This is a genomic window from Cellulosimicrobium cellulans (assembly GCF_042723955.1).
Taxonomy (GTDB): domain Bacteria; phylum Actinomycetota; class Actinomycetes; order Actinomycetales; family Cellulomonadaceae; genus Cellulosimicrobium; species Cellulosimicrobium cellulans_H.
The window spans coordinates 34,472-57,569 of the sequence record NZ_JBHXIC010000025.1 but is presented as its reverse complement, the minus strand read 5'-3'; the positions used below and the strand labels follow the sequence as shown (position 1 = coordinate 57,569).

Annotated in this window: 16 protein-coding genes, 1 pseudogene and 1 riboswitch; of the genes and pseudogenes, 10 read left to right on the top strand and 7 right to left on the bottom strand. The window is 75.8% G+C overall.

The genetic code is table 11. The features are described 5' to 3' along the window. Window positions 1-107: 107 nt before the first annotated feature. Both ACFWH7_RS09300 and ACFWH7_RS09295 read right to left on the bottom strand, forming a co-directional pair. On the bottom strand, window positions 108-2,240 hold the full coding sequence (locus ACFWH7_RS09300; protein WP_378216213.1) for an acyl-CoA dehydrogenase family protein: 2,133 nt from the start codon (window positions 2,238-2,240) through the stop codon (window positions 108-110). Continuing rightward, window positions 2,237-3,088: a TetR/AcrR family transcriptional regulator gene (locus tag ACFWH7_RS09295; RefSeq protein ID WP_378216212.1), complete on the bottom strand. Its 852-nt coding sequence runs from the start codon at window positions 3,086-3,088 to the stop codon at window positions 2,237-2,239. Before ACFWH7_RS09295 ends, ACFWH7_RS09300 begins: the two co-directional genes overlap by 4 nt. A gap of 251 nt (window positions 3,089-3,339) precedes the next feature. On the opposite strand from ACFWH7_RS09295, the gene ACFWH7_RS09290 reads away from it, so the two are divergent. Genes ACFWH7_RS09290 through ACFWH7_RS09280 form a run of 3 tightly spaced genes read left to right on the top strand, consistent with a single transcriptional unit; the run spans window position 3,340 to window position 7,299 of the window. After that, window positions 3,340-4,758, top strand: a complete 1,419-nt coding sequence (locus tag ACFWH7_RS09290; RefSeq protein ID WP_378216211.1) for an acetyl-CoA C-acetyltransferase — start codon at window positions 3,340-3,342, stop codon at window positions 4,756-4,758. Between the two features lie 28 nt (window positions 4,759-4,786). Further along, entirely contained in the window at window positions 4,787-6,202 is a 1,416-nt protein-coding gene (locus tag ACFWH7_RS09285; RefSeq protein ID WP_378216210.1) for a 3-oxoacyl-ACP reductase, read from the top strand. Beyond that, window positions 6,199-7,299, top strand: a complete 1,101-nt coding sequence (locus tag ACFWH7_RS09280; protein ID WP_378216209.1) for a MaoC/PaaZ C-terminal domain-containing protein — start codon at window positions 6,199-6,201, stop codon at window positions 7,297-7,299. Before ACFWH7_RS09285 ends, ACFWH7_RS09280 begins: the two co-directional genes overlap by 4 nt. A gap of 108 nt (window positions 7,300-7,407) precedes the next feature. On the opposite strand, the gene ACFWH7_RS09275 is transcribed toward ACFWH7_RS09280, so the two are convergent. Beyond that, a complete protein-coding gene (locus ACFWH7_RS09275) occupies window positions 7,408-8,010 on the bottom strand; it encodes a GNAT family N-acetyltransferase (RefSeq protein WP_378216208.1) in 603 nt (200 codons plus the stop codon). Window positions 8,011-8,102: 92 nt separating this feature from the next. Between ACFWH7_RS09275 and ACFWH7_RS09270 the strand changes: the two genes are divergently transcribed. Beyond that, window positions 8,103-8,276: a CsbD family protein gene (locus ACFWH7_RS09270; RefSeq protein ID WP_378216207.1), complete on the top strand. Its 174-nt coding sequence runs from the start codon at window positions 8,103-8,105 to the stop codon at window positions 8,274-8,276. An 81-nt stretch (window positions 8,277-8,357) separates the two neighbouring features. On the opposite strand, the gene ACFWH7_RS09265 is transcribed toward ACFWH7_RS09270, so the two are convergent. From ACFWH7_RS09265 to ACFWH7_RS09255, 3 genes are all read right to left on the bottom strand, one after another. Next, entirely contained in the window at window positions 8,358-9,005 is a 648-nt protein-coding gene (locus tag ACFWH7_RS09265; RefSeq protein WP_378216206.1) for a GNAT family N-acetyltransferase, read from the bottom strand. Between the two features lie 113 nt (window positions 9,006-9,118). Further along, on the bottom strand, window positions 9,119-10,555 hold the full coding sequence (locus tag ACFWH7_RS09260) for an aminotransferase class V-fold PLP-dependent enzyme (protein ID WP_378216205.1): 1,437 nt from the start codon (window positions 10,553-10,555) through the stop codon (window positions 9,119-9,121). 35 nt (window positions 10,556-10,590) lie between these two features. Beyond that, window positions 10,591-10,706: riboswitch (SAM riboswitch) on the bottom strand. Window positions 10,707-10,750: 44 nt separating this feature from the next. Continuing rightward, window positions 10,751-11,305: a hypothetical protein gene (locus tag ACFWH7_RS09255; RefSeq protein ID WP_378216204.1), complete on the bottom strand. Its 555-nt coding sequence runs from the start codon at window positions 11,303-11,305 to the stop codon at window positions 10,751-10,753. A 276-nt stretch (window positions 11,306-11,581) separates the two neighbouring features. On the opposite strand from ACFWH7_RS09255, the gene ACFWH7_RS09250 reads away from it, so the two are divergent. The 3 genes from ACFWH7_RS09250 to ACFWH7_RS09240 are packed head-to-tail and all read left to right on the top strand — an operon-like array spanning window position 11,582 to window position 14,114. Further along, entirely contained in the window at window positions 11,582-12,073 is a 492-nt protein-coding gene (locus ACFWH7_RS09250; protein WP_378216203.1) for a rhodanese-like domain-containing protein, read from the top strand. Beyond that, on the top strand, window positions 12,070-13,320 hold the full coding sequence (locus ACFWH7_RS09245; protein ID WP_378216202.1) for an O-succinylhomoserine sulfhydrylase: 1,251 nt from the start codon (window positions 12,070-12,072) through the stop codon (window positions 13,318-13,320). The genes ACFWH7_RS09250 and ACFWH7_RS09245 overlap by 4 nt, the downstream gene beginning before the upstream one ends. A gap of 56 nt (window positions 13,321-13,376) precedes the next feature. Then, a complete protein-coding gene (locus ACFWH7_RS09240; RefSeq protein WP_378216201.1) occupies window positions 13,377-14,114 on the top strand; it encodes a class I SAM-dependent methyltransferase in 738 nt (245 codons plus the stop codon). Between the two features lie 53 nt (window positions 14,115-14,167). Here the strand turns inward: ACFWH7_RS09240 and ACFWH7_RS09235 are convergent, their stop codons facing one another. Then, window positions 14,168-14,653 (bottom strand): hypothetical protein, encoded by a 486-nt coding sequence (locus tag ACFWH7_RS09235; protein WP_378216200.1) that lies wholly within the window; start codon window positions 14,651-14,653, stop codon window positions 14,168-14,170. A gap of 194 nt (window positions 14,654-14,847) precedes the next feature. Between ACFWH7_RS09235 and recC the strand changes: the two genes are divergently transcribed. From recC to ACFWH7_RS09220, 3 genes and pseudogenes are all read left to right on the top strand, one after another. Then, a complete protein-coding gene (gene recC / locus ACFWH7_RS09230; RefSeq protein ID WP_378216218.1) occupies window positions 14,848-18,318 on the top strand; it encodes an exodeoxyribonuclease V subunit gamma in 3,471 nt (1,156 codons plus the stop codon). After that, window positions 18,315-21,872: a UvrD-helicase domain-containing protein gene (locus ACFWH7_RS09225; protein ID WP_378216199.1), complete on the top strand. Its 3,558-nt coding sequence runs from the start codon at window positions 18,315-18,317 to the stop codon at window positions 21,870-21,872. Before recC ends, ACFWH7_RS09225 begins: the two co-directional genes overlap by 4 nt. Continuing rightward, window positions 21,869-22,981, top strand: a pseudogene (locus ACFWH7_RS09220) (AAA family ATPase); the annotation flags it as partial. The gene ACFWH7_RS09225 and the pseudogene ACFWH7_RS09220, both read left to right, overlap by 4 nt. Window positions 22,982-23,098 lie beyond the last annotated feature (117 nt).

The window sequence follows — 23,098 nt, the reverse complement described above, 5'->3', positions numbered from 1 at the left end:
CCGGCGGGGGGGCCCCGGGGGGGGGTGCCCCGCCCCCCCCCCGGGGCCTGACCCTCGGCGGCGGTACCGCTCCGCTGCTGTGCCGAGGACGTTCCGGGAGGGGCCGGTCAGCGGGCCTGCGGGCCGCCCTTCGCGGCCTTGCGCAGCGACTTCTCGCTCCGCGGCTCGTCGCCGCTCGCGCGCAGGCGCCGGTAGTAGTCGCGCGCCTCGTCCTGGCGCTCCTTCTCGATGCCGGTCGCGATCGTCGCGCGCAGGTGCTCGGGGCCGTAGCCCCACGCGTCGACGAGGTCCTGCGCGTGGGGGCGCAGCCGGTCGATGAGGCGGTCGAGGTAGCTCGTGACCGTCCGGGCGCGCTGCGCCGAGAGGCGGCCGTTGAGCAGGTACCACGCGAGGTGGCGCTCGACCAGGCTCAGGCCGAACAGGTCGCGGACCGTCGTGAGGACCTCGCGCGTGCCCGCGTCCTCGATCGTCTCGAGCGCCTGCGTGAACGCCTCCCAGCGCAGCAGCTCCGCGTGGGCGCGGGCCGCCTCGACGAGCTCGACCTGGTGGGCGTTGAACAGGTTCGTCGCCGTCTCGGGGTCGGCCTTCTGCGCGGGGCGCAGGGCCTGCGCGACGTCGGCGACCATCGTCTCGACCCGGTCGGTGAGGAGCGCGCGCTGCGTCTCGGGGTCGCGCAGGTGGCCGGCGGCGCGGCGCGGGTCGCCGACGTCGGCGAGCGCCTGCGCCGCGCGCTTGAGCGGCGTGCGGTGCAGGGCCATGTCGCCCGCGCGCTCGACGACGACGCGCGCCATCTGGCCCGGGGTGATGCCCTTGAACTGCTTGCCGTAGTCGGCGAGCAGGCGCTTCGCGACGAGCTGGAGCAGCACGGTGTTGTCGCCCTCGAACGTCGCGTAGACGTCGAGGTCCGCGCGCAGGCTCGTGATGCGGTTGGCCGTGATGAACCCCGCCCCGCCGCACGCCTCGCGCGTCTCCTGGAGCACGTCGAGCGCGAACCGCGTGCTCGTGGCCTTGAGCGCGGCGGCCGTCGTCTCGAGGTCCTCACGCTGCTCCGGGGTGTCCTCCTCGCCCGAGAACACGGAGTGGAACAGGTCGAGCAGCCGGTCGTGCGCGAAGTGCGCGGCGTACGTCTCCGCGATGGGGACGATCAGGCGACGCTTGTGCGTGCCGTAGTCGAGGAGCACGACCTCCTCCGTCGGCGTCGCACCCGTGAACTGGCGGCGCTCGTTCGCGTACCGCACGGCGATGGCGAGCCCGAGCTTCGACGCGGTGACCGCGGCGCCGTCGAGCGACACGCGCCCCTGGACGAGCGAGCCGAGCATCGTGAAGAACCGGCGGCCCGGGCTCTCGATCGGGCTCGAGTACGTGCCGTCCGCGTCGACCGAGCCGTAGCGGGCGAGCAGGTCGGTGCGCGGGACCCGCACGTGGTCGAAGTGCAGGCGGCCGTTGTCGATGCCGTTGAGCCCGCCCTTCTGGCCGTCGTCCTCGCCGCCCACGCCGGGCAGGAACGGCAGGCGCCCGAGCTCGTCGCGCTCGCCCGCGGTGTCGCGGATCGGCACGTAGAACGCGTGCACGCCGTGGTTGACGTTGTTCGTGATCAGCTGCGCGAACACGACGGCCGCGACGCCGTGGACCCCCGCGTTGCCGAGGTAGTCCTTCCACGCCCCGCGGAACGGGGTGTGGATGACGAACTCCTCGGTCTCCGGGTCGTAGGTCGCGGTCGTGCCGATGCTCGCGACGTCGGACCCGTGCCCGATCTCCGTCATCGCGAACGCGCCCGGCACGGAGAGGTCCATGGCACCCGGCAGGAGGCGGTCCTGCTGCTCGGGGGTGCCCAGGTGCAGGATCGCCGAGCCGAACAGCCCCCACTGCACGCCCGCCTTGATCTGCAGCGACGGGTCGGCCGCGACCAGCTCCTCGAACCCGGCGAGGTTGCCGCCGGCGTCGTCCGCGCCGCCGAGGCGCTCCGGGTACCCGCGCCACACCTGGCCCTTGCCCACGAGCAGGTGCATCTGCTCCAGCACGCGCTCGCGGTGCTCGCGCAGGGTCTGGCCCTCGATGCGCTGGAACGCCTCCTCGCCCGCGGTGGCGCGCGCCGACGCGCGCAGGTCGGCCCACCGGCCGAGCAGGAGCTTCTCGAGGGCGGCGACGTCGACGCGCGCCTCGCCCTGCGGCGTCGCGCTCGCGTCACCGGTGGGCGTCGCGCGCTGCGCGAGGGCGGGACGGTCGGACGTGGCGGTCATGGCTTCTCCTTGAGGTCTGAGGCGGTCGCCGGGTGCTCAGGGCGAGAGGTGGGGGGACGGACGCCGTCGCGGCGGGTCGCGGGCGACGGTCGCCGGTCGTCGTGAGGACGTCCGGTGCCCGGGTTGTGGGAGAGGACGCCGACAGGCCCGGCCCAGAGCCAGGCGGCGACGCGCTCGGTGAGCTGCTCGCGGTCGGGGACGTCGGCCCGGTCACGGTGACCGAGCCACCACTCGCCGGCACCACGCACGAACCCGACGGCGCCCGCGGCCCAGGCCGCGGCGTCGGCGGACGAGACGTCGGTGACGCGCGCGAACGGCTCGGCGACGAGCTCGATCACCGAGTCGAGGAACGCCGCGAGGGGCGCACGGCTCGCGCCGGCCGTCCCGTTGGTGAGGCCGCTCGCCGCGAGCTGGGCCGCCGGTTCCTCCGTGCCCGCGACGGCGCTCGTGCGGGTCACGAAGTAGTAGACGTTGGGCGAGCTCTCGATCATCTCGAGGTAGACGCCGACCATCGCGCGCAGCGCGCGCTTGGGGGTCTCGGCCGACTCGGCCGCCTGGGTCAGCGCGTCGTGCATCTGCCCCACGACGGCGGAGCCGAGCGCGACCTGCAGGCCCGTCTTGTCGTCGAAGTAGCGGTAGATGATCGACTTCGACGTCCCCGACGCCGCCGCGATCTCGTCCATGGAGACCCCGGGGCCTCCGCGGTGCACGGCCTTGCTCGCCGCCCGGATGAGCTCCGCGCGGCGTGCCGCCCGGTGCTCGTCCCAGCGGGTCGACCGGCCGTCCACCGCCACGCCCGGCTGCACCCGTCCTCGGGTGGCCGCTCGCGCGTCGGCACCTGTGTTCACGTCGCCCTCCGTTGCGCCCGACCTCGATGTCGTCGGTGCCTGGTCCTCCGGCACCGCGTCGGGGCAGGGCACGGCCCTGTGACCCGACTCACGAAACCGAGAGTATCAGGTACTCTTGGTATTGGACACCAGCCGGCCCTCTCCCTCGCCTCCGCGCGGCATCGACTGCATCGCCGTCGGACTCGCGCAGAGGCACCCTCCCCGGGCCGGACCGACGCAGCGCAGCGAGCACGGACAGGAAGTGAGGCACAGTGGCCAACCGCACCAGCCCCCGCCAGACCCCCGAGCAGTCCCCCGAGCAGGCTCCGACGACCAGCACCCCCGGCGCCCCCCGCGACGCCTGGGTCGTGGGCGGGAACCGCATCCCGTTCGCCCGCGCGGGCAAGAAGTACTCCTCGGCGAGCAACCAGGAGATGTTCACGGCCGCGCTCGAGGGCCTCGTCGCGCGCTTCGGCCTCCAGGGCGAGCGGCTCGGCGAGGTCGTCGGCGGCGCTGTGCTCAAGCACTCGCGCGACTTCAACCTCGTGCGCGAGTCCGTGCTCGGCTCGTCGCTCTCCCCCGAGACCCCCGCCTACGACCTCCAGCAGGCGTGCGCGACCGGCCTCGAGGCGACCATCACCGTCGCGAACAAGATCCGCCTCGGCCAGGTCGAGTCGGGCGTCGCGGGCGGCTCCGACACCGTGTCCGACGCGCCGATCGCCGTGAGCGAGGGCCTGCGCCGGGCGCTGCTCGCGGCGAGCCACGCGAAGACCCTCGGCCAGCGCGTCAAGGCGTTCGCGAAGGTGCGCCCCTCCGACCTCGCGCCCCTGACCCCCGCGACCGACGAGCCGCGCACCGGACTGTCCATGGGCGAGCACCAGGCGATCACGACGGCGCGCTGGGGCATCACGCGCGAGGCGCAGGACGAGCTCGCGCTCGCGAGCCACGAGCACCTCGCGGCCGCATGGGACGCCGGCTTCTTCGACGACCTCGTCACCCCGTTCCGTGGCCTCGTGCGCGACGACAACCTGCGCACCGACTCGTCGCTCGAGAAGCTCGCCGCGCTCAAGCCGGTGTACGGCAAGCGTCTCGCGGGCAGCGCCGACGGCGCCGAGCCGACCATGACCGCGGGCAACTCGACTCCGCTCACCGACGGCGCGTCCACGGTCCTGCTCGCGTCCTCCGAGTGGGCGCGTGAGCGCGACCTGCCGCTCCTCGCGCGCGTCGTCGACGCCGAGACCGCGGCGGTCGACTTCGTGCACGGCCACGAGGGCCTACTCATGGCCCCCGTGCACGCCGTCCCGCGCCTGCTCGCGCGCAACGGGCTCGCGCTCGGCGACTTCGACCTCTACGAGATCCACGAGGCGTTCGCGTCCACCGTGCTCACGACCCTCAAGGCCTGGGAGGACGACGAGTACTGCCGCAGCGAGCTCGGCCTCGACGGCGCGCTCGGCTCGATCGACCGCTCCCGGCTCAACGTCAACGGGTCCTCGCTCGCCGCGGGCCACCCGTTCGCCGCGACCGGCGGCCGCATCGTCGCGACGGCGGCCAAGCTCCTCGCCGCGAAGACCGCCGAGACCGGTGCGCCGGCACGCGCGCTGATCTCCGTGTGCGCCGCGGGCGGCCTCGGCGTCGCCGCGATCCTCGAGTCCACCCCGGCCGCGAACCCCGCGACCGACGCCCCCGCCTGACGGCCCCGACGACCCGAGAGGAACCACCGTGACCGACTCCTACGTCCAGGCCGTCAACTCCGGCTTCACGAAGACGCTCGCCAAGAAGCTCGGCCTCCCGCGTCCCGCGGTGCTGCGCCGCTTCCGCGCGGGCGACCCGCTCACCGTCGGGCCCGTGCTCGTGCTCGGCGGCACGCCCGGCGTGCGCGACGACGCCGACCGTGTGGCCGAGGCCCTGCTCGCCTGGGACCTCGACGTCCGCCAGACCCCGGACGACACGACCCGCTGGGGCGCGGTCGTCGTCGTGCTCAGCGGGATCGAGCGCCCCGAGGACGCGTCCGCGCCCGTCCTGGCGCTCTCCGCGACGCTTCGGCGCCTCGCGCCGAACGGCCGTGTCGTGACGGTCTCGCGCGCCCCCGCCCAGACCGACTCCCCCGAGCTCGCCGCCGCCCGCGAGGGCGTCGACGGGTTCCTGCGCTCCGTCGCCAAGGAGCTGCGCTACGGCGCGACCGGAAACGGCATCCAGGTGACCGACGACGCCCCGGTCGACAGCCCGAGCGTCCTCGCGACCCTCCGCTTCTTCCTGTCCGCCAAGTCCGCGTTCGTCGACGGCCAGCTCCTCCAGGTCAACGCCGCGACGCCGGCCGACCAGGGTTCTCCCTCGGCAGGCGAGACGGCTGCTGGAGCCGATCCGAGCACCTACGCCGCCGGGTCCGACCAGCCGCTCGCCGGCAAGGTCGCCGTCGTGACCGGGGCGGCCCGCGGGATCGGGGCGCAGGTCGCGCGGACGCTCGCGCGCGACGGCGCGAAGGTCGTGGTGGTCGACGTGCCCGCGGCCGGAGAGGCGCTCGCGAAGGTCGCGAACGAGATCAAGGGCACGGCGCTCCAGCTCGACGTGACCACCGACGACGCGGGTGCGCGCATCCTCGAGCACGCCCGCGCGCGGCACGGCGGTCTCGACATCCTGGTGCACAACGCCGGGATCCTGCGCGACAAGCTCCTCGCCAACATGTCCGCGGACAAGTGGGACGCGGTGGTCGCGGTGAACCTCGCCGCGCAGCTGCGGATCACCGAGTACCTGCTCGGCGCGAACGGGTTCTCGTCCGCGCCGCGCATCGTGTCGCTCGCGTCGACGAGCGGCATCGCGGGCAACCGCGGCCAGGCGAACTACGCGTTCTCGAAGGCGGGCGTCATCGGGCACACGCGCGCGTTCGCGCGCCTGCTCGCCGCGCCGGGCGGTCCGGGCGGCACGACGAACGCCGTCGCCCCCGGGTTCATCGAGACGGACATGACGGCGTCGATCCCGTTCGTCCAGCGCGAGGTCGCGCGCCGGGTCGCGTCGCTCCAGCAGGGCGGCCAGCCCGTGGACGTGGCCGAGGCGATCGCGTTCCTCGCGTCCCCCGCGGCCGCGGGCGTGAACGGGCAGGTGCTGCGCGTGTGCGGGCAGAACGTGGTGGGCCGGTGACGGCGCCCGACGGCGTCGGGCCGGCAGCCCGGTCGGGCGCGCCCGACCGGGTCGAGACCCTGCCCGCGATCCCCGGGCTCGGCGGCTTGTACATGCGCGGGCTCGCGGCGTCGGGCCGGATCGCCGCAGCGCACCGCCTCCCCACGGGCGGCGGCCGTCGTGACCTGGAGCTGCCCGAGGTCACGTACCGCGTCGCGGGCGTGCCGACGGGCGATGCCGCCGCGCCCGACCACATGGGCGGGGCCGCGCACCTCGCGCGGTACGCGCGCCTCGTGGGCGAGGCGCCGTCCGAGGTGCTGCCCGCCGGGTACCTGCACGTGCTCGGGTTCCCCCTCGCGACGGCCGTCATGGTCCGGACCGACTTCCCCCTGCCGCTGCTCGGCATGGTGCACCTCGCGAACTCGGTGTCCGTGCTGCGTCCGGTGCGGCTCGGCGACACGCTCGAGGTACGCGCCTGGGCCGAGCGGCTGCGTCCGCACCGGCGCGGGGTCCAGGTGGACCTGGTCACGGAGGTCTCCGTCGAGCGCACCGACGAGGAGCGCGCGTCCGGGAGCGGTCTGTCGGCGACGGCGCTCGCCTACCGGGGCGTCTCGACCTACCTCGCGAAGGGCGTCACGCTCCCGGGCGACCCGGCGGGCGAGGACGCCACGGCGGCGTCGGGCACGGAGGCGTTCGTCGCCCCGCTCCCGACGGCGCGCTGGACGCTGGGCGCGGGGACGGGCCGCGCCTACGCGGCCGTCTCGGGCGACCGGAACCCCATCCACACGTCGGGGCTCGGCGCCAAGTCGTTCGGGTTCCCGCGCGCCATCGCGCACGGCATGTACACCGCCGCCCGCGCCCTGGCCGAGGCGGGGCCGCGCCGCGGCGACGCGTACGACTGGACGGTCACGTTCGCGAAGCCGGTCCTGCTGCCGAGCATGGTCGACGTGGCGCTGCGCCCCGCAGGCGACCTGCCCGCCGCGGTGCGGGACGCCGTCGGGCAGGTTGCCCCGGCCGTGCCCGACGACGCGGGCGACCCGACGACGGGTGTCGTCTACCAGGCGTGGGACGGCAAGGGGCGCCTCCACCTCACGGGCCGCGTCACGCCCCGGCCCTGACCTCCCGCGCCCCGCTGCCGAGCACGGGGTTGGTGTGGCGATCGATCGGAGAGCGACATCAACCTCGTGCTCGACGCCGCGCAGGTTCGTTCTCGACGAGCCGGCCGATCAGGCGAGGCGGGCCAGCAGGCCGTCGCGGACGGCCGGCCACTCGTCGAGCAGGATCGAGAAGTAGGCGGTGTCCTGGCGCGACCCGTCGGGCGCGACGCGGTGGCTGCGGAGCACGCCCTCGGGCACGGCGCCCAGGCGCCGGATCGCGCCGATGGACCGGCTGTTGCGCGCGTCGGCGCGCAGCGCGACGCGCGCGACGCCGAGGGCCTCGAACGCGTGGCGCAGCAGCAGGTACTTGCACGCCGGGTTCGTCACGCCGCCCCACCACTCGCGCGCGTAGAACGTCGAGCCGAGCTCGACGCGACCCTGCGACGGCACCCACTCGTAGAGGGACGTCGACCCGCGGACGACGTCCCCGCCGTCGGACATGCCGTCCGACGCGGCACCGGACCCCGAGCCGACGACCGCGAACGCCAGCCGGCCGGGGGCGGCGACGGCGTCGCGGACGTACCCGGCCATCGCGTCCGTCCCGGCGGGCACGCGGCTCGACATGCCGGCCCAGATGCCGTCGTCGACGAGCGCGCCGAGCGCGGGGGCGTGGCTCTGGTCAAGGGGGACGAGGCGGACGCCGAAGCCTTCGAGGGTGGTGTCGTGCTGCACCCGCACATCCCACCACACGCCGGGTGCCCGACCGCGTGCGAGTGGACCGGCTCCTGCCTACGGTCGATCACGTACCGACGAGAGGAGCACTCATGGGACTCGGAGACAAGGCCAAGCACTCCGCCGAGGAGGCGGGTGGCAAGCTCAAGGAAGGCGCGGGCAAGCTCACCGACAACGAGCGGCTCGAGGCCGAGGGCCAGGCCGACCAGGCCAAGGCGAACGTGAAGCAGGCGGGCGACGACGTCAAGGACGCGTTCGACCGCTGACGTGCTCCACCGAACGAGTCGCGAGGGCTCCGCTGCGGCGGGGCCCTCGCGGTCTGTCCGGACGCCTCGTCCGCCGGTCCGTCAGGACGCGGCGAGCGGCAGGACCACCGGAGGCAGTGGCGGCGCCAGCACGGGCACGACGCGCGGCGCGTTGATCCGCTCCAGCAGCCCGACCTCGACGGTCGGCCACTCGGGCGCGAGGATCGAGAACATCACGGAGTCCGCGCGCGTCCCGTCGGGGGCCGTCCGGTGGCCCCGCATGACGCCCTCCTCGTACGCGCCGAGGCGCCGCATCGCCCCGAGCGAGCGCGTGTTGCGCGTGTCGACGCGGAAGCCCACGCGGTGCACGTCCCACGTCTCGAACGCGTGCCGCAGCAGCAGCCACTTGGTCACGGGGTTGACGAGGCTCCCCCACGTGGAGCGGGCGTAGAACGTCCGCCCGACCTCGACCCGGCGGTCGACGAGCGACAGGTCGCGGAACGCGGTGCTGCCGAGCACGTCGCCCGGCGTCCCGTCGGCCTCGACGGCGCGCACGACGAAGCCCGTCAGGTCGGGCGCGGCGCGCGTCGCGGCCACCAGCTCGGCCATCCCCGCGACCCCGAAGGGCATGGGGATGCTCATGCCTGACCACATCGCCTCGTCGACGAGGCCGGCCAGTGTCTCAGCGTGCTCCAGGGCCAGCGGTTCCAGGCGGAATCCGTGCCCCGAGAGGACGACGTCGTGCAGCACAGCGCATATCAGAGCACACGCGGACGACGCCGCCAAGGGGGTCCGGCGACGTCGTGGACAACGCTCGTCGACGCCCCGGTGAACGGCTGTCCCGGCGGTCCCGGCGGGCCGGGTCAGACGGCGGGGCCGCACCCCGCGGCGTCGGCGAGGAAGCCCGCCGCGGCGGTCGCGAAGAGGCCCTCGAGACCGGACCCCACGGGCACCGGGCGCGGGTCGTCGGCCACGGCCCAGCAGCCGTCCACGACCTCGTACCGCGTCGCCGGACCGTGCTCGACGTACGACCGCACGGCCTCGACGAGCCGGACGACGTCGGCACCCGTCGTCCCGACACCGACGGACGCGCGGATCGCGCCCGCGTCGTACCCGAGGCGCGCGAGCAGCGGGTGCGCGCAGAACCGGCCGTCGCGCACGCCGATCCCGTGCTCGGCGGAGAGGTGGGCGGCGACGAGGCCCGGGTCGTGGCCGTCGACGGAGAACGTGACGACGCCGACCGGGTCGACGGCGTCCTCCCAGACCCGCACGACGCGCACGCCCGGCACCGCCTCGAGCCCGCCGACGAGCGCGGCGCGGAGCCTCGCCTCGTGGGCGTGGAGGTCGGCCGGGTCGAGCGCCGCGAGCGCGTCGCACGCCGCCGCGAGCGCCGCGGCACCCACGACGTTGGGCGACCCGGCCTCGTGGCGCGCGGGCGCCGTCTGCCACTGCGTGCCGGTGACCGCGACCTGGCGCACGGCGCCGCCCCCGGCGAGGTACGGCGTGCCCGCGTCGAGCCAGTCGCGACGGCCCACGAGGGCGCCCGCGCCGAACGGCGCGTACGTCTTGTGGCCGGAGAACGCGACGTAGTCGACGTCCGAGCCGGCGAGCGAGAACCCGCGGTGCGGGACGAGCTGGGCGCCGTCGAGAACGGCGCGCGCCCCGGCGTCGTGCGCGATCCGCACGACGTCCGCGACGGGCAGCGACTCGCCCGTGACGTTCGACGCGCCGGTCACGGCGACCAGGGCGTACGGGAAGCGCGCGAGCTCGGTGCGCAGGCCGGACAGCGTCTCCGCGACGGACGCGCCTCCCGCGAGGACCGTCGCGCCGCCCGCGCGCTGCCACGGCAGGAGGTTCGCGTGGTGCTCGACGTCGAGGACGAGGACGCGCCCGGGCGTGCCGTCCGCGTTCGCCGGGACGCAGCCCGCGAGCAGGTTGAGCGAGTCGGTCGTGTTGCGCGTGACGACCGTGACGTCGTCCTCGCGCGCGCCGACGAACGCGCCGATCGTGCGTCGCGATGCCTCGTAGAGCGCCGTCGAGACCTGCGACAGGTAGCCCGCGCCGCGGTGGACGCTCGCGTAGAGCGGCAGCACCTCGGTGACGCGGTCCGCGACCGAGCGCAGTGCCGGGGCCGAGGCCGCGACGTCGAGGTTCGCGTACGGGACCCTGCGGCCGTCGACGAGCGGGACGAGCGTGTCCGCTCCGACGACGGGCAGGAGGGCGGGCGCGTCGGCGACAGTTGCGAGGTCGGGGGCTTCCGAGACCTCGGTCGGACACGAGACGTCGGCGAGAGCAGTCATGGCACAGTCCTCCGAGGGCGGTCCGGGGACGGTGATCCCCGCGCTTGCCGCGCGCCGGTCGGCGTACGGCCTGGTCGTCACCCGGGGCACCCCGCCGCGAGAGGAGGGTTGCCGGCCAGCAAACCGGGGTTTCACGCTGGCACTCATGACCTGTGTCCCAGGATGTGCGCGCGGGCGCGCCGTGTCAACCGGTGGTCAGGGCGTCTCGGATGGCGGGACACACTCCTCGGGCAGGTCGAGGCGCCACCCGGACACGTCGACCTCGAACGCATCGAGCACCGCCCCGGTGCGCGCGTCGAGCACGACGACGGAGTCGGGCGGCCACCCGGCCGGGTCTCCCGGTGGCGTCCGCGGCGGGCGCTGGAGCCGCGCGCCGTTCGTGTGGGCCTCGACGACCTCACCGGTGCGCGTGCTCGCCAGCACGACCTCCGGGTGCGCGTCGGCGTAGGCGTCGCACGCCTCGCCGTTGCCGTCCGAGCTCCACCAGCCCTCGTACCCCCCGGCGCCGAGGTCCGCGAGGTCGATCGGCTCGCCCGTCGCCGCGTCGAGCGCCGTGCGGGAGGGGCGGGGCGGGACGAGGTCCTCGTCGGGTTGGACCTGGACGACCCGCGGCCGCTCGGCGGGCAGCCCGGGGTCGGCCCGCACGACGTCCACCTCGGCCACCGCCCGCGGGGGCTCCTCGCCCTGGGGCTCCGTCCACAGCAGGGCGGCACCCGCCGCGACCGCTCCGGCGACCACGGCCGCACCCACCGCACGTCCTCGTGCGATCCGCATCGCTCCCCCTGCCCGCCGGGACCCCCGCCCGGCCGCGCGGCCACGCTAGCGCGACCGTCCGACGTCGGGCACCCCGCCTGCGGGCCGCTCGGCGAGACGGGCGTTCCGCGCGTCGGACGGGTGGCGTACGATCCCGAGCAACCATCCGGAGCGGCCGAGTGACGTGGCACGTCGACGCCGCAGCAACCCCCCGGTCCGTCGCGAGGCGGCCGGGCGCAGGGTGCTACTGCCACGATCGATGGAGGAGGACTCATGAGCGACCAGTCCCAGCAGCAATCGGCATCCAGGTCGGCGGTGCCCGACGCGCGACCCGCCGTCGGCTACGCCGGCGACATCACCCCCCAGCAGGCGTGGGACCTGCTGACGAGCGACGAGCGCGCGGTGCTCGTCGACGTCCGCACCGAGGGCGAGTGGCGCACCATCGGCGTGCCCGACGCCACGGACCTGGACCGCGACGTCGTGTTCGACGAGTGGGTGACCCCGGCTGGACCCAACCCGCGCTTCGTGGACCAGCTCGTCGAGGCGGGCCTCACCCCCGGCGACGAGCGTCCCGTCGTGTTCCTGTGCCGCTCGGGCCAGCGCTCGATCGGCGCGGCGCGCGCGGCCACGGCCGCCGGGCTCGGGCCGTCGTACAACGTGCTCGAGGGCTTCGAAGGCGCACAGGGCTTCTCGGGCCTGCGCGACGTCGAGGGCTGGAAGGTCCGCGGCCTGCCCACCACGACCTACGACGAGGCCGCCCGGTGAGCGCCGCGCAGCCCGGGAGCGTGCCCGGCGGCTCCGGCCGCAAGCCCCTGCCCGCGAGCGCACGCCCCGCGACGCTCGCCGTGCGCGGCGGGCACCACCGCACGGAGTTCCAGGAGACCTCCGAGGCGCTGTTCCTCACGCAGGGCTACACGTACGACCGCGCCGCCGACGCCGAGGCCGCGTTCAAGGGCGAGCTCGACCGGTTCGTCTACTCGCGCTACGGCAACCCGACGGTGCACGCGTTCGAGGAGCGCCTGCGCCTCCTGGAGGGTGCCGAGGCCTGCTACGCGACGGCGTCCGGCATGTCCGCGGTGTTCACGTCGCTCGCCGCGCTCGTGGGCTCCGGGTCCCGGATCGTCGCGGCCCGTGCGCTGTTCGGGTCGAGCATCGTCATCTTCGACGAGATCTTCGCCAAGTGGGGCGTGCGGACGGACTACGTCGACGGCCACGTGCTCTCCCAGTGGGAGGAGGCCCTGTCCACCCCCGCGGACGTCGTGTTCTTCGAGACGCCGTCCAACCCCATGCAAGACATCGTCGACGCGCGGCGCGTGAGCGAGCTCGCGCACGCCGCCGGCGCGGTCGTCGTGCTCGACAACGTGTTCGCGACGCCGCTGCTCCAGAAGCCGCTCGAGCTCGGGGCGGACGTCGTCGTGTACTCGGCGACCAAGCACATCGACGGCCAGGGCCGCGTGCTCGGCGGCGCGATCCTCGGGACCGAGGAGTACGTCAACGGACCCGTCCAGACGTTCATCCGCAACACGGGCCCGTCGCTCTCGGCGTTCAACGCGTGGGTCCTGCTCAAGGGCCTCGAGACGCTGCCCGTGCGCGTCGCCGCGCAGAACGCCGCCGCGGCCCAGGTCGCCGAGGCTCTCGAGCAGCTCCCGGGGATCGGCCGCGTGCGGTACCCGTTCCTGGCGTCGCACCCGCAGCGCGAGCTCGCGCAGTCGCAGCAGAGCGGCGGCGGGACGGTCGTGACGTTCGACCTCGCCGTCCCCGAGGGCACCGACCCCGAGACGGCGAAGAAGCGCGCGTTCACGTTCCTCGACGCGCTCCAGGTCGTCGACATCTCCAACAACCTCGGCGACGCGAAGTCCCTCGTCACGCACCCGGCCACGACGACGCACCGCAAGCTCGGCCCCGAGGGCCGCGCCGCCGTCGGGATCGCGGAGACGACCGTGCGCCTGTCCGTGGGCCTCGAGGACCCGCTCGACGTGATCGAGGACGTGGAGCAGGCACTCAACGCCTGACCCCTGCCCGCTCGAAAGACCTGGCTCGCCGCGGCGACCCCGCCTACGGTCGTCCGGTGCCCGACGCGATCTTCGACGACCCCCGCCTCGCCGCTCTCTACGACCCGCTCGACCCCGACCGCAGCGACCTCGACGCCTACGTCGCGATCGTCGACGAGCTCGGCGCACGGCGCGTGCTCGACGTCGGGTGCGGCACCGGGACGTTCGCGTGCCTCCTGGCGCAGCGCGGGATCGACGTGGTCGGCGTGGACCCGGCGGGCGCGTCGCTCGACGTCGCGCGCTCCAAGCCGGGGGCCGACCGCGTGCGCTGGCTGCACGGCGACGCGTCGGCGCTCCCGCCGCTCCAGGTGGACCTCGCGACGATGACGGCGAACGTCGCGCAGGTGTTCGTCACCGACGACGCGTGGACCGCGACGCTGCGCGGCGTCCGCTCCGCGCTGGTGCCGGGCGGGTGGCTGGTCCTCGAGACGCGCGACCCCGCGCGCCGGGCCTGGGAGGGCTGGGTCCGCGAGGCGACGACCGTGCGCGTGGACGTGCCCGACGTCGGGCCGGTCGAGTCCTGGACCGACCTCACCGACGTGTCGCTCCCGTTCGTGTCCTTCCACGACACGACCGTGCTGCCCGACGGCACCGAGCTGCACTCGGACTCGACACTGCGCTTCCGGGAGCGCGACGAGGTCGGGGCGTCGCTCGTCGCGTGCGGGTTCGAGCTCGTGGACGTCCGCGACGCGCCCGACCGCCCGGGCCGCGAGTGGGTGTTCCTCGCGCGGCGCGCGGCGCCGGCCGTCGAATGACGCACGTCCCGGCGAGCGACGCACTCCGGGGTGCGTCCCTCGGTCGGGTGCGCTCAGTCGGTACGTTCGCCCAGGACGACCATCTCCTCCCGACTTCCCCCCGACGACTCGACGCGAACCCGAAGGTCGTCCAGCTCGTGCGGCAGCAGCGAGAACGTCACCGACGTCCCGGTGTCGTTCACGTCCCAGAGCAGCCGTCCGCGCTCGTCGAGCCCTGATCCGCAGATCGTGTACGGGGCGACGTCCAGGGCCAGGCCGAACTCGTGGTCGTCGCGCGGGTCGAGGTCGAGCGAGATCGACGGTCCGCTCCCGAGCCACCGCATGAGACGGCCGCGCCGGGCGTACCGCAGCGCGTCCAGAGCCTGCACGGACTCGACCACGTCCGGTGGCCACGGATCGTCGGAGCACAGGTCGACCTGGAGGGTGACGATCCGGTCGCGCAGCACGACGAGCGCCTCCCGGCACACGGTGGTGACCGTCCCCGGGGCGGCGCCGTCAGCGACCGTCCAACAGACGTCCTCGGAACTCGTCGCTCTCATCGGGCACCCTCCGTCGCGCGGGCGCTCGGACCCGTCCCGCAAGATCACGGTCCCGACACCGTAGTCCCTGGCAACCTGTGTGGACGGCGGTTCGACGGTGTGGGACGCACCTCGTAGATTCCTCGTAGCGCCCGGCCGACCGGCAGGGTGCGACGACCGGTCCGCCACCACCGACAGGGGTCCCCTTGCTGCACGTGCACCGCTCCGAGCGTGCCGAGGCGCTCGTGGCGCCGCTCGCCGCCGTGCTCGCCGAGGCGCCGGAGGACCCGTTCACGCCCGACGTCGTGGCGGTCCCGACCCGCGGGGTGGAGCGGTGGCTCGCGCAGCGGCTGTCGCACCACCTGGGCGCGGGCGAGACGTCGGGCATCTGCGCGAACGTCGACTTCCGCGGGCCGCGCCGGCTCGTCGAGCAGGTCGTCGCGGACCTCACCGACCTCGACCCCGACGACGACCCGTGGCGTCCCGAGCGCCTCGCCTGGTCCGTGCTCGAGGTGCTCGACGCGCACCTGGCCGAGCCGTGGGCGGCGCCGCTCGCGCGGTACGTCGGCGGCCCGGGCGACGAGGTGCGCCGGGGGCGGCGCCTGACGCTCGCGCGCCGGCTCGCGGACCTGCTCGTCGACTACGCGCGGCAGCGGCCCGAGGTCGTGCTCGCATGGTCGGCCCCGTCGCCGGTCGACGAGAGCGGCGACACCCCGGACGACCTCGCGTGGCAGCCCGAGCTCTGGCGCCGCCTGGTCGACCGCGTGCCGGCCACGGACCCGGCGCGGCGCGTGGAGGAGGCGGTCGCCGCGCTGCGCGCCGACCCCGCGTCCGTCGACCTCCCGCCGCGGCTGTCCGTGTTCGGCCCGACGCGGCTGCCCGAGGACGAGCTGCGGGTCCTGCGAGCGCTCGCCGAGCACCGCGACGTCCACCTGTGGCTCGTGCACCCGTCGCCCGCGCTGTGGGACAAGGTCGCGGCCTACGACGGCGGCCCCGCCACGAGCGACGACCTCGCCGACGACAGCGCCCCGGACGACGCGGGCACCCGACGTCGCGCGGACCTGCCCACGCTCGCCCGGCACCCGTTCCTCGCGTCGACCGGTCGCGACGCGGTCGAGCTGCAGCTCCGGCTCACCGGGGGCGGCGCGGTGCACGAGACCCGGCACGAGGCCGCACCCACCCCGCCGACTCTGCTCGGCGCGCTGCAGGGCGCTCTCCGCACGGACACGCCGGACGGGACCCACGTCGTCGACCCCGCCGACCGGTCGGTCCAGGTGCTCGCGTGCCACGGCAGGGCGCGGCAGGTCGAGGTGCTGCGGGAGACGCTCGTCGGGCTGTTCTCCGCCGACCCGACGCTCCAGGCGCGCGACGTCATCGTGCTGTGCCCCGACGTCGAGACGTTCGCACCCCTCGTCACGGCGACGTTCGGCGCGGTCCCCGAGCTCGGCGAGGACGCGCACCCCGGCCAGCGCCTGCGGGTCAGCCTCGCCGACCGCGGCGCCGGGACGACCAACCCCGTGCTCGCGCTGCTCGCCACGCTGCTGCGCCTCGCCGACGGCCGCGTCACGGCGTCGGAGGTGCTCGACCTCGCCGCGAGCGCGCCGGTGCGTCGCCGGTTCCGGTTCTCCGACGACGACGTCGACCGCCTGCGCCAGTGGGCCGTCGAGGCGGGCGTGCACTGGGGCGAGGACGGCGAGCGGCGCGCGCGGTTCGGGATCGACGGGCACGTGCGGCAGGGCACGTGGGACGCGGCGCTCGACCGCCTCCTGCTCGGCGCGGCGATGGCCGACGAGGACGCGCGGTTCGTCGGACCGGCGCTGCCGCTCGACGACGTCGGCTCGACGGACGTCGACCTCGCGGGCCGCCTCGCGGAGCTCGTCGCCCGGCTGACGGAGACGCTGCGCGCGCTCGACGGGGTGCACCCGCTCGCGCACTGGCTCGACGCGCTCGACCGCGCGCTCACGCTGCTCGCCGAGGCGCCGCCCACGGAGGCGTGGCAGATCGGCTCCGCGCGCCGCGTGCTGGGCGACGTCCGCGCGGCGGGCGCCGCGCACGGCGGGGTCGCGCTGCGGCTCGCGGACGTGCGCGCGCTGCTCGACGACCGCCTCGCGGGTCGCCCGACGCGCGCAGGCTTCCGCACGGGCGCGCTCACCGTGTGCTCGCTCGAGCCGATGCGCTCGGTGCCGCACCGGGTCGTGTGCCTCCTGGGCCTCGATGACGGCGTGTTCCCCCGCACCGCGGCGCCCGCGGGCGACGACCTGCTCGCGCGGCACCCGGAGATCGGCGAGCGCGACGCGCGCAGCGAGGACCGGCAGATCTTCCTCGACGCCGTCGCCGCGGCGGGCGACCACCTCGTCGTCGTGCACACGGGCGCCGACGAGCGCACGGGTGCCGTCCGGCCGCCGGCGGTCCCCGTCGCGGAGCTGCTCGACGCGCTCGACCGCGTGGCGACGACCGTCGACGGCCGCCCGGCGCGCGAGCACGTGGTCGTGCAGCACCCGCTCCAGACCGTGGACGAGCGCAACTTCGTCCCGGGTGCCCTGGGCGTGCCCGGGCCGTTCAGCCACGACGACGCCGCGCTCGCCGGCGCCCGACGCGCACGCGAGAAGCGTGAGCCGGTCGGGGCCCTCGTCGGAGCACCGCTCTCGCTGCCCGTCGGCGCAGCGAGCGGTCGGACGGAGGAAGAGGACCCGGCCACGGCGCCGGGGTTCCGCGCCGACGTCGAGCTCGACGACCTGGTCCGACTGCTGGAGAACGCGCCGAGGTGGTTCGCCCAGCACACGCTCGACGTGGGCCTCGTGCTGGAGGAGGACGACGTCGAGGACCGCCTCCCGCTCGCGCTTACCGGGCTCTCCGGCTGGGGCGTGGGCGACCGCGTGCTGCGGGCCGCGCTCTCCGGCGTCGACCCGAACCGGGCGATGCAGGCCGAGTGGCGCCGGGGCCAGGTCCCGCCACGCGAGCTGGGACGCTCGGCGTTGCAGGAGGTGATCCGTGCCGTCGGCCCGCTGCGTGTCACCGCCGTGGAGGCCGCGCGCGAGGCCGACCTCGCCGCCGGCCGCCCGGTGAGCCAGGACGTGCTGAGCTCGGCCGAGACGGTCGACGTCCGCGCCGTGCTGCCCGACGGCCGCACCCTCGTCGGGAGCGTCCCCGGCGTGCACGGCGCGCGCGTCGTGCGCACCGAGTACTCCCGCCTCGGGCCCAAGCACCGGCTGCGCGCCTGGGTCCAGGCGCTCGCGCTCACGGCGAGCGACCCCGGGCGCCGGTGGGACGCCGTCGCGATCGGCCGCTCGTCCCGGGGGCCGGGCGTCGCCTGGTCGACGCTCACGCCGCCGGACCGCGACACGGCGACGCGGGTCCTCGCCGACCTCGTGGCGCTGCGCGACGAGGCGGCGCGCGAGCCGCTGCCGGTGCTCCCCGAGGTGTCGCTGCGCTACACCGAGGAACGGAGCACGAGCGACGCGCGCGACGCCCTGATGCGCGCGGGCTGGGCGTGGAACAAGGGCTTCGAGCGCAAGGACCCGTACGTCGTCCTCGCCTGGGGCCAGAACCCGGCCCTGCCCGACGTCGCCGGGCTCGCCACCACGGCCGACCTGGGCCGATTCCCCGACGACCCGACCCGCCTCGGCGCGCTCGCGCGCCGCGTGTGGGAGCCCCTGCTGGAGAACGAGCTGCGAGGTGCCCGGTGAACGGCGCGACGTCCCGGACCGCGACCGACGGCGCCGCCCCGCACGGGGGCGACGTGACGACGAGCGGCACGCCGCGGCGCTTCGACCCGTTCGGCGAGCTGCCGAGCGGGACGGTCGTGCTCGAGGCGAGCGCCGGCACCGGCAAGACCCACACGATCGCGACCCTCACGACGCGGTACGTCGCCGAGGGCGTGGCCGCCCTGCCGGAGATCATGCTCGTGACCTTCGGCCGCGCCGCGACGTCGGAGCTGCGCGACCGCGTCCGCGAGCGCCTCGTCGCGACCGAGCGCGCGCTGCGCGGGCCCGCTCCCGCGGACGACCCGGAGCCCCTCGTCGCGTTCCTCGCCGCGGTCGACGACGCCGAGCTCGACCTGCGCCGCGAGCGTCTGCGCGTCGCGCTGTCCCAGCTCGACGCCGCGACCATCACGACGACGCACGGCTTCTGCCAGCAGATGCTCACCGCGCTGGGGACGGCGGCGGACGTCGACCTCGCGACGGGCTTCCTGCCCGACGTCGCGGACCTCGTCGAAGAGGTCACGGACGACCTGTACGTGCGGAGGTTCGCGGACGAGCCGGAGCCGATCCTCTCGCCGCGCGACGTGCGCGACGTCGCCCGTGCGGCGGTGAGCGACCACGGGGCGGTGGTCGCGCCGTCGGACGCGGCCGAGGGGTCGGTGGCCGCGGCGCGGTACGAGGCCGCGGTCGCCGCACGCCGCGAGGTCGAGGCGCGCAAGCGCGCGATGCACCTGCTCGACTACGACGACCTGCTCGTCCTGCTGCGCCGCGCGCTGACGGACCCGGAGCACGGCGCGACGGCGGCGCAGCGGGTCCGGTCGCGGTTCCGCGTCGTCATGGTGGACGAGTTCCAGGACACCGACCCCGAGCAGTGGGAGATCCTGCGCACGGCGTTCCACGGGCATCCCGAGGAGTGCCGCACGCTGGTGCTCATCGGCGATCCCAAGCAGGCGATCTACGCGTTCCGCGGCGCGGACGTCGTGACGTACCTGCGCGCGGTCGAGGACGCGGCGGACACCGCGACGCTCAGCACGAGCTGGCGCAGCGACGGCCCGCTCCTCGCGGGCCTGCACGCACTCCTGGGCGAGACGGCGCTGGGCGACCCGCGCATCGTGGTCCGGCCCGTCGACGCGGCTCACCCCGAGCCGCGCTTCTCCGGCGGCGCGCCGGTGCGGCTGCGGCAGGTCACGCGGCGGGCCTACCGCCTCGGGGGGTCGTCGGCGCCGTCGGCGCCCGACGCCCGCAGCCTGCTCGCGCAGGACGTGGCCGCGGACGTCGCGGGCCGCCTCGGGACCGCGGACGGCGGCGGCGACCGCGTGCGCGACGACGGGCTCGCGGCAGCAGGCGGCGACGCGGGCGGCGGCACCGGTCGATGGCGGCCGCTCGAGCCGCGCGACGTCGCGGTGCTCACCCGGACGAACGCGCAGGCCGAGGCGGTGCGCTCGGCGCTCGTCGCGCTGGGCGTCCCTGCGGTGGTGTCGGGACCGTCGAGCGTGTTCGGCTCGGCAGCCGCCCAGGACTGGCTCACGCTGCTCGCCGCGCTGGAGCAACCCGGCCTGCACCGCCGCGCGACGGCGCTCGCCCTCACGCCGTTCGTGGGCTGGGACGCGCAGCGGCTCGCGACGGCCGGGGACGCCGACCACGACGAGCTCGGCGACACCGTCCGAACCTGGGCGCGCCTGCTCACGGACCGCGGCGTGGCCGCGGTCGCGGAGGTCGCCGCCCGGGGAGGTGCGACCGCGCGGGTCATGGCCCGGATCGACGGCGAGCGCTACCTCACCGACCTGCGCCACGTCACGCAGGCGCTCCACGAGGCCGCCGTCACCGACGGGCTCGGCACGGCCGCCCTCACGGCGTGGCTGCGCGCTCGGATCGCCGAGGTCGGCACCGTCTTCACCGACGAGCGCACCCGGCGCCTCGAGACGGACGCCGCCGCCGTCCAGGTCGTCACCGTGCACGCCGCGAAGGGCCTGGAGTTCGGCGTCGTCTACGTCCCGTTCGGCTGGGAGCGGTTCGAGTCGGACGACCAGGAGCTGTTCGCGTTCCACGACGACCACGGGCAGCGCGTCCTGCACCTGGGCGGGGTCGGCTCCCCCGGGTTCGTGGACGCCAAGGCGCGTTGGCGCGACGAGGAGCTGGGTGAGGACCTGCGCCTGCTGTACGTCGCGCTCACGCGCGCCCGGCACCAGGTCGTCGTGCACTGGACCCCGACCAAGCGCAGCACCGGGTCCGGCCCGCTCACGCGGCTGGTCCTCGCGGACCGGATGCTCGGTGGGGAGCCCGGCCGCCACGCCCGGCCCGACGCGATGCGCGACGACGCCGTCCGGTCCGCGTTCGAGGCGCTCGCCGCGCGCTCGGGCGGGACGGTCGTCGTCGAGCAGGTCGAGAGCCGGCCCCAGGGCGTCCGCTGGTCCCCCGGACGCCGGACGGCCTCGGACCTCGCGCTCGCGACCACCGCGCACCTTCCGGACCGCGAGTGGCGACGCGCGTCGTACTCGGCGCTCACGGCGGCGGCGCACCACGGGCCGGTCGGCGGGATCGAGAGCGAGCCGGAGGACCCGGGCATCCAGGACGAGCCGGAGGAGTCGCCGGACGCCGACGAGACCGGCGCCGTGCCGACCGGGGTTCCGGTCACCCATCCCGGTGCCGACGTCCCCTCGCCCTACGAGGGGCAGCCGGGGGGCACCGCGTTCGGCACCCTGGTGCACGAGATCCTCGAGTACGTCGACACGGCCGCCGACGACCTCGACGCCGAGGTCCGCGCCCGGTGCGCCCAGGCAGCGACGGTCCGCGTGCCCGGCGTGGAGCCCGTGTCGCTCGCCGCGGCGCTGGGCCTGTCGCTGCGCACCCCGCTCGGGCCGATCGCGGGCGGGCTCACCCTCGCCGACGTCGACCCGCGCGACCGGCTGCCCGAGCTCGAGTTCGAGCTCCCGCTCGCGGGCGGCGACGAGACCGAGGGCGTCCGGCCCTCGACGTTGCGCGACCTCGCCGACGTCCTGCGCGCCCACCTGCCCACCGACGACGCGTTCGCCCGCTACCCCGACCTGCTCGCGGCGCTGGCCGACGAGAGCGGGACGGCAGGCGGCGCCGGCGGGGTCCCGCTGCGGGGGTACCTCACCGGCTCGATCGACGCGGTGCTGCGCGTTCCCGTCGCCGGCCCGGACGGTCGACCCGACCCCGCCGGCCGCCGGCGGTACCTCGTCGTCGACTACAAGACCAACCGCGTCGGCCCGCCCGGCGTGCCGCTCGCCGTCGGCGACTACCACCCGGACGCGACGCGCGACGCGATGCTCGCCTCGCACTACCCCCTCCAGCTCGTGCTCTACCTCGTCGCGCTGCACCGCTACCTGCGCTGGCGCGTGCGCGGCTACGACCCCGACCGCGACCTCGCGGGCGGCGCGTACCTGTTCGTGCGCGGCATGGCCGGCCCGGAAACCCCCACCGGTCCCGACGGCGCGCCGTACGGCGTCGTCGCCTGGACGCCGCCGCCAGGGCTCGTCGTCGCCCTGTCCGCCCTGCTCGACGGAGGTCGCGCATGACCACGACCCCTCTCGCCGCGACGGCCGCGTCGCCGACTCCCCCCGTGGACGAGGGTGACCCGCGCCTCGCTGTCGGCGTCCGCCCGTGGCTCGCCGCGTTCAATGCGGCGCGCGTCGTCTCCGCGGCCGACCTGCGCGTCGCGCTGCGGCTCGGGCGGCTCACGGGCGAGCACGACGACGACGTGCTGCTCGCCGTGGCGCTCGCCGTGCGCGCGGTGCGCAGCGGGTCGGTGTGCGTGCGCCTGGACGACCTCGGGTCGCTCGAGCTGCCCGAGGACGAGGAGGCGGCGCGCACCGACGCCACGGACCTGCCCTGGCCGGACCGGGCAGCGTGGGCGTCAGCCGTCGCGCGCAGTCCCCTCGTCGCGACGGGCGTCGACGGGCCGGACGACCGCCCCGCGCGCTGGGTGGGAGGCGCCCTCTACCTCGACCGGTACTGGCGCGACGAGCTCGCGGTCCGGCACGACGTCGACGGCCGGCTCGCCGCGGACGACCTGCCCGTGGACCCCGACCGCCTCGACACCGCGCTGTCCCGCCTCTTCCCCGCCGCGGACGACACCCGGCAGCGGCTCGCCGCCGCGCACGCCGCGACGCGCCGGCTCACCGTGCTCACGGGTGGCCCGGGCACGGGCAAGACGACGACGGTCGCGCGGCTGCTCGCCGTCCTGCACGACGCCGCGCTCCCGTCCTCGTCATCCGCCGTCACCGGGGTCGGCGCCCCGTCGTCGCCCGCGCGTCCGGGCACCGGCGCGACGCCGCCCGCCCCGGGCCCCGCGGGACCGGGCCGGGCCTCCGGCGCCGCGCTGCGCGTGGCGCTCGCCGCGCCCACGGGCAAAGCTGCCGCGCGCCTCCAGGAGGCCGTGCGCGAGGTCGTCGCCGGGTTCGGCGACCCGGCCGACCGCGAGCGCGTCGGCGCCCCCGTCGCGACGACGCTGCACCGTCTTCTCGGCTTCCGGCCGGGCAGCAGCACCCGGTTCCGGCACGACGCGCACCACCACCTGCCGCACGACGTGGTGGTCGTGGACGAGACGTCGATGGTCGCGCTGCCGCTCATGGCGCGGCTGCTCGAGGCGCTGCGGCCCGACGCACGGCTCGTGCTCGTCGGCGACCCCGACCAGCTCGCGTCCGTGGAGGCGGGTGCCGTGCTCGGGGACCTCGTGCACCGGGAGCCGGTCGCCCCGCCCGCGGCGGGGGGCCGCGGGGGGGGGGCCGCCCCCCGCGCCCGC

Bases quoted from the DNA above. Each gene is read 5' to 3' on its own strand.
- ACFWH7_RS09300 (WP_378216213.1), bottom strand. From the start codon at position 2,240: ATGACCGCCACGTCCGACCGTCCCGCCCTCGCGCAGCGCGCGACGCCC.
- ACFWH7_RS09270 (WP_378216207.1), top strand. From the start codon at position 8,103: ATGGGACTCGGAGACAAGGCCAAGCACTCCGCCGAGGAGGCGGGTGGC.
- ACFWH7_RS09260 (WP_378216205.1), bottom strand. From the start codon at position 10,555: ATGACTGCTCTCGCCGACGTCTCGTGTCCGACCGAGGTCTCGGAAGCC.
- ACFWH7_RS09250 (WP_378216203.1), top strand. From the start codon at position 11,582: ATGAGCGACCAGTCCCAGCAGCAATCGGCATCCAGGTCGGCGGTGCCC.
- ACFWH7_RS09235 (WP_378216200.1), bottom strand. From the start codon at position 14,653: ATGAGAGCGACGAGTTCCGAGGACGTCTGTTGGACGGTCGCTGACGGC.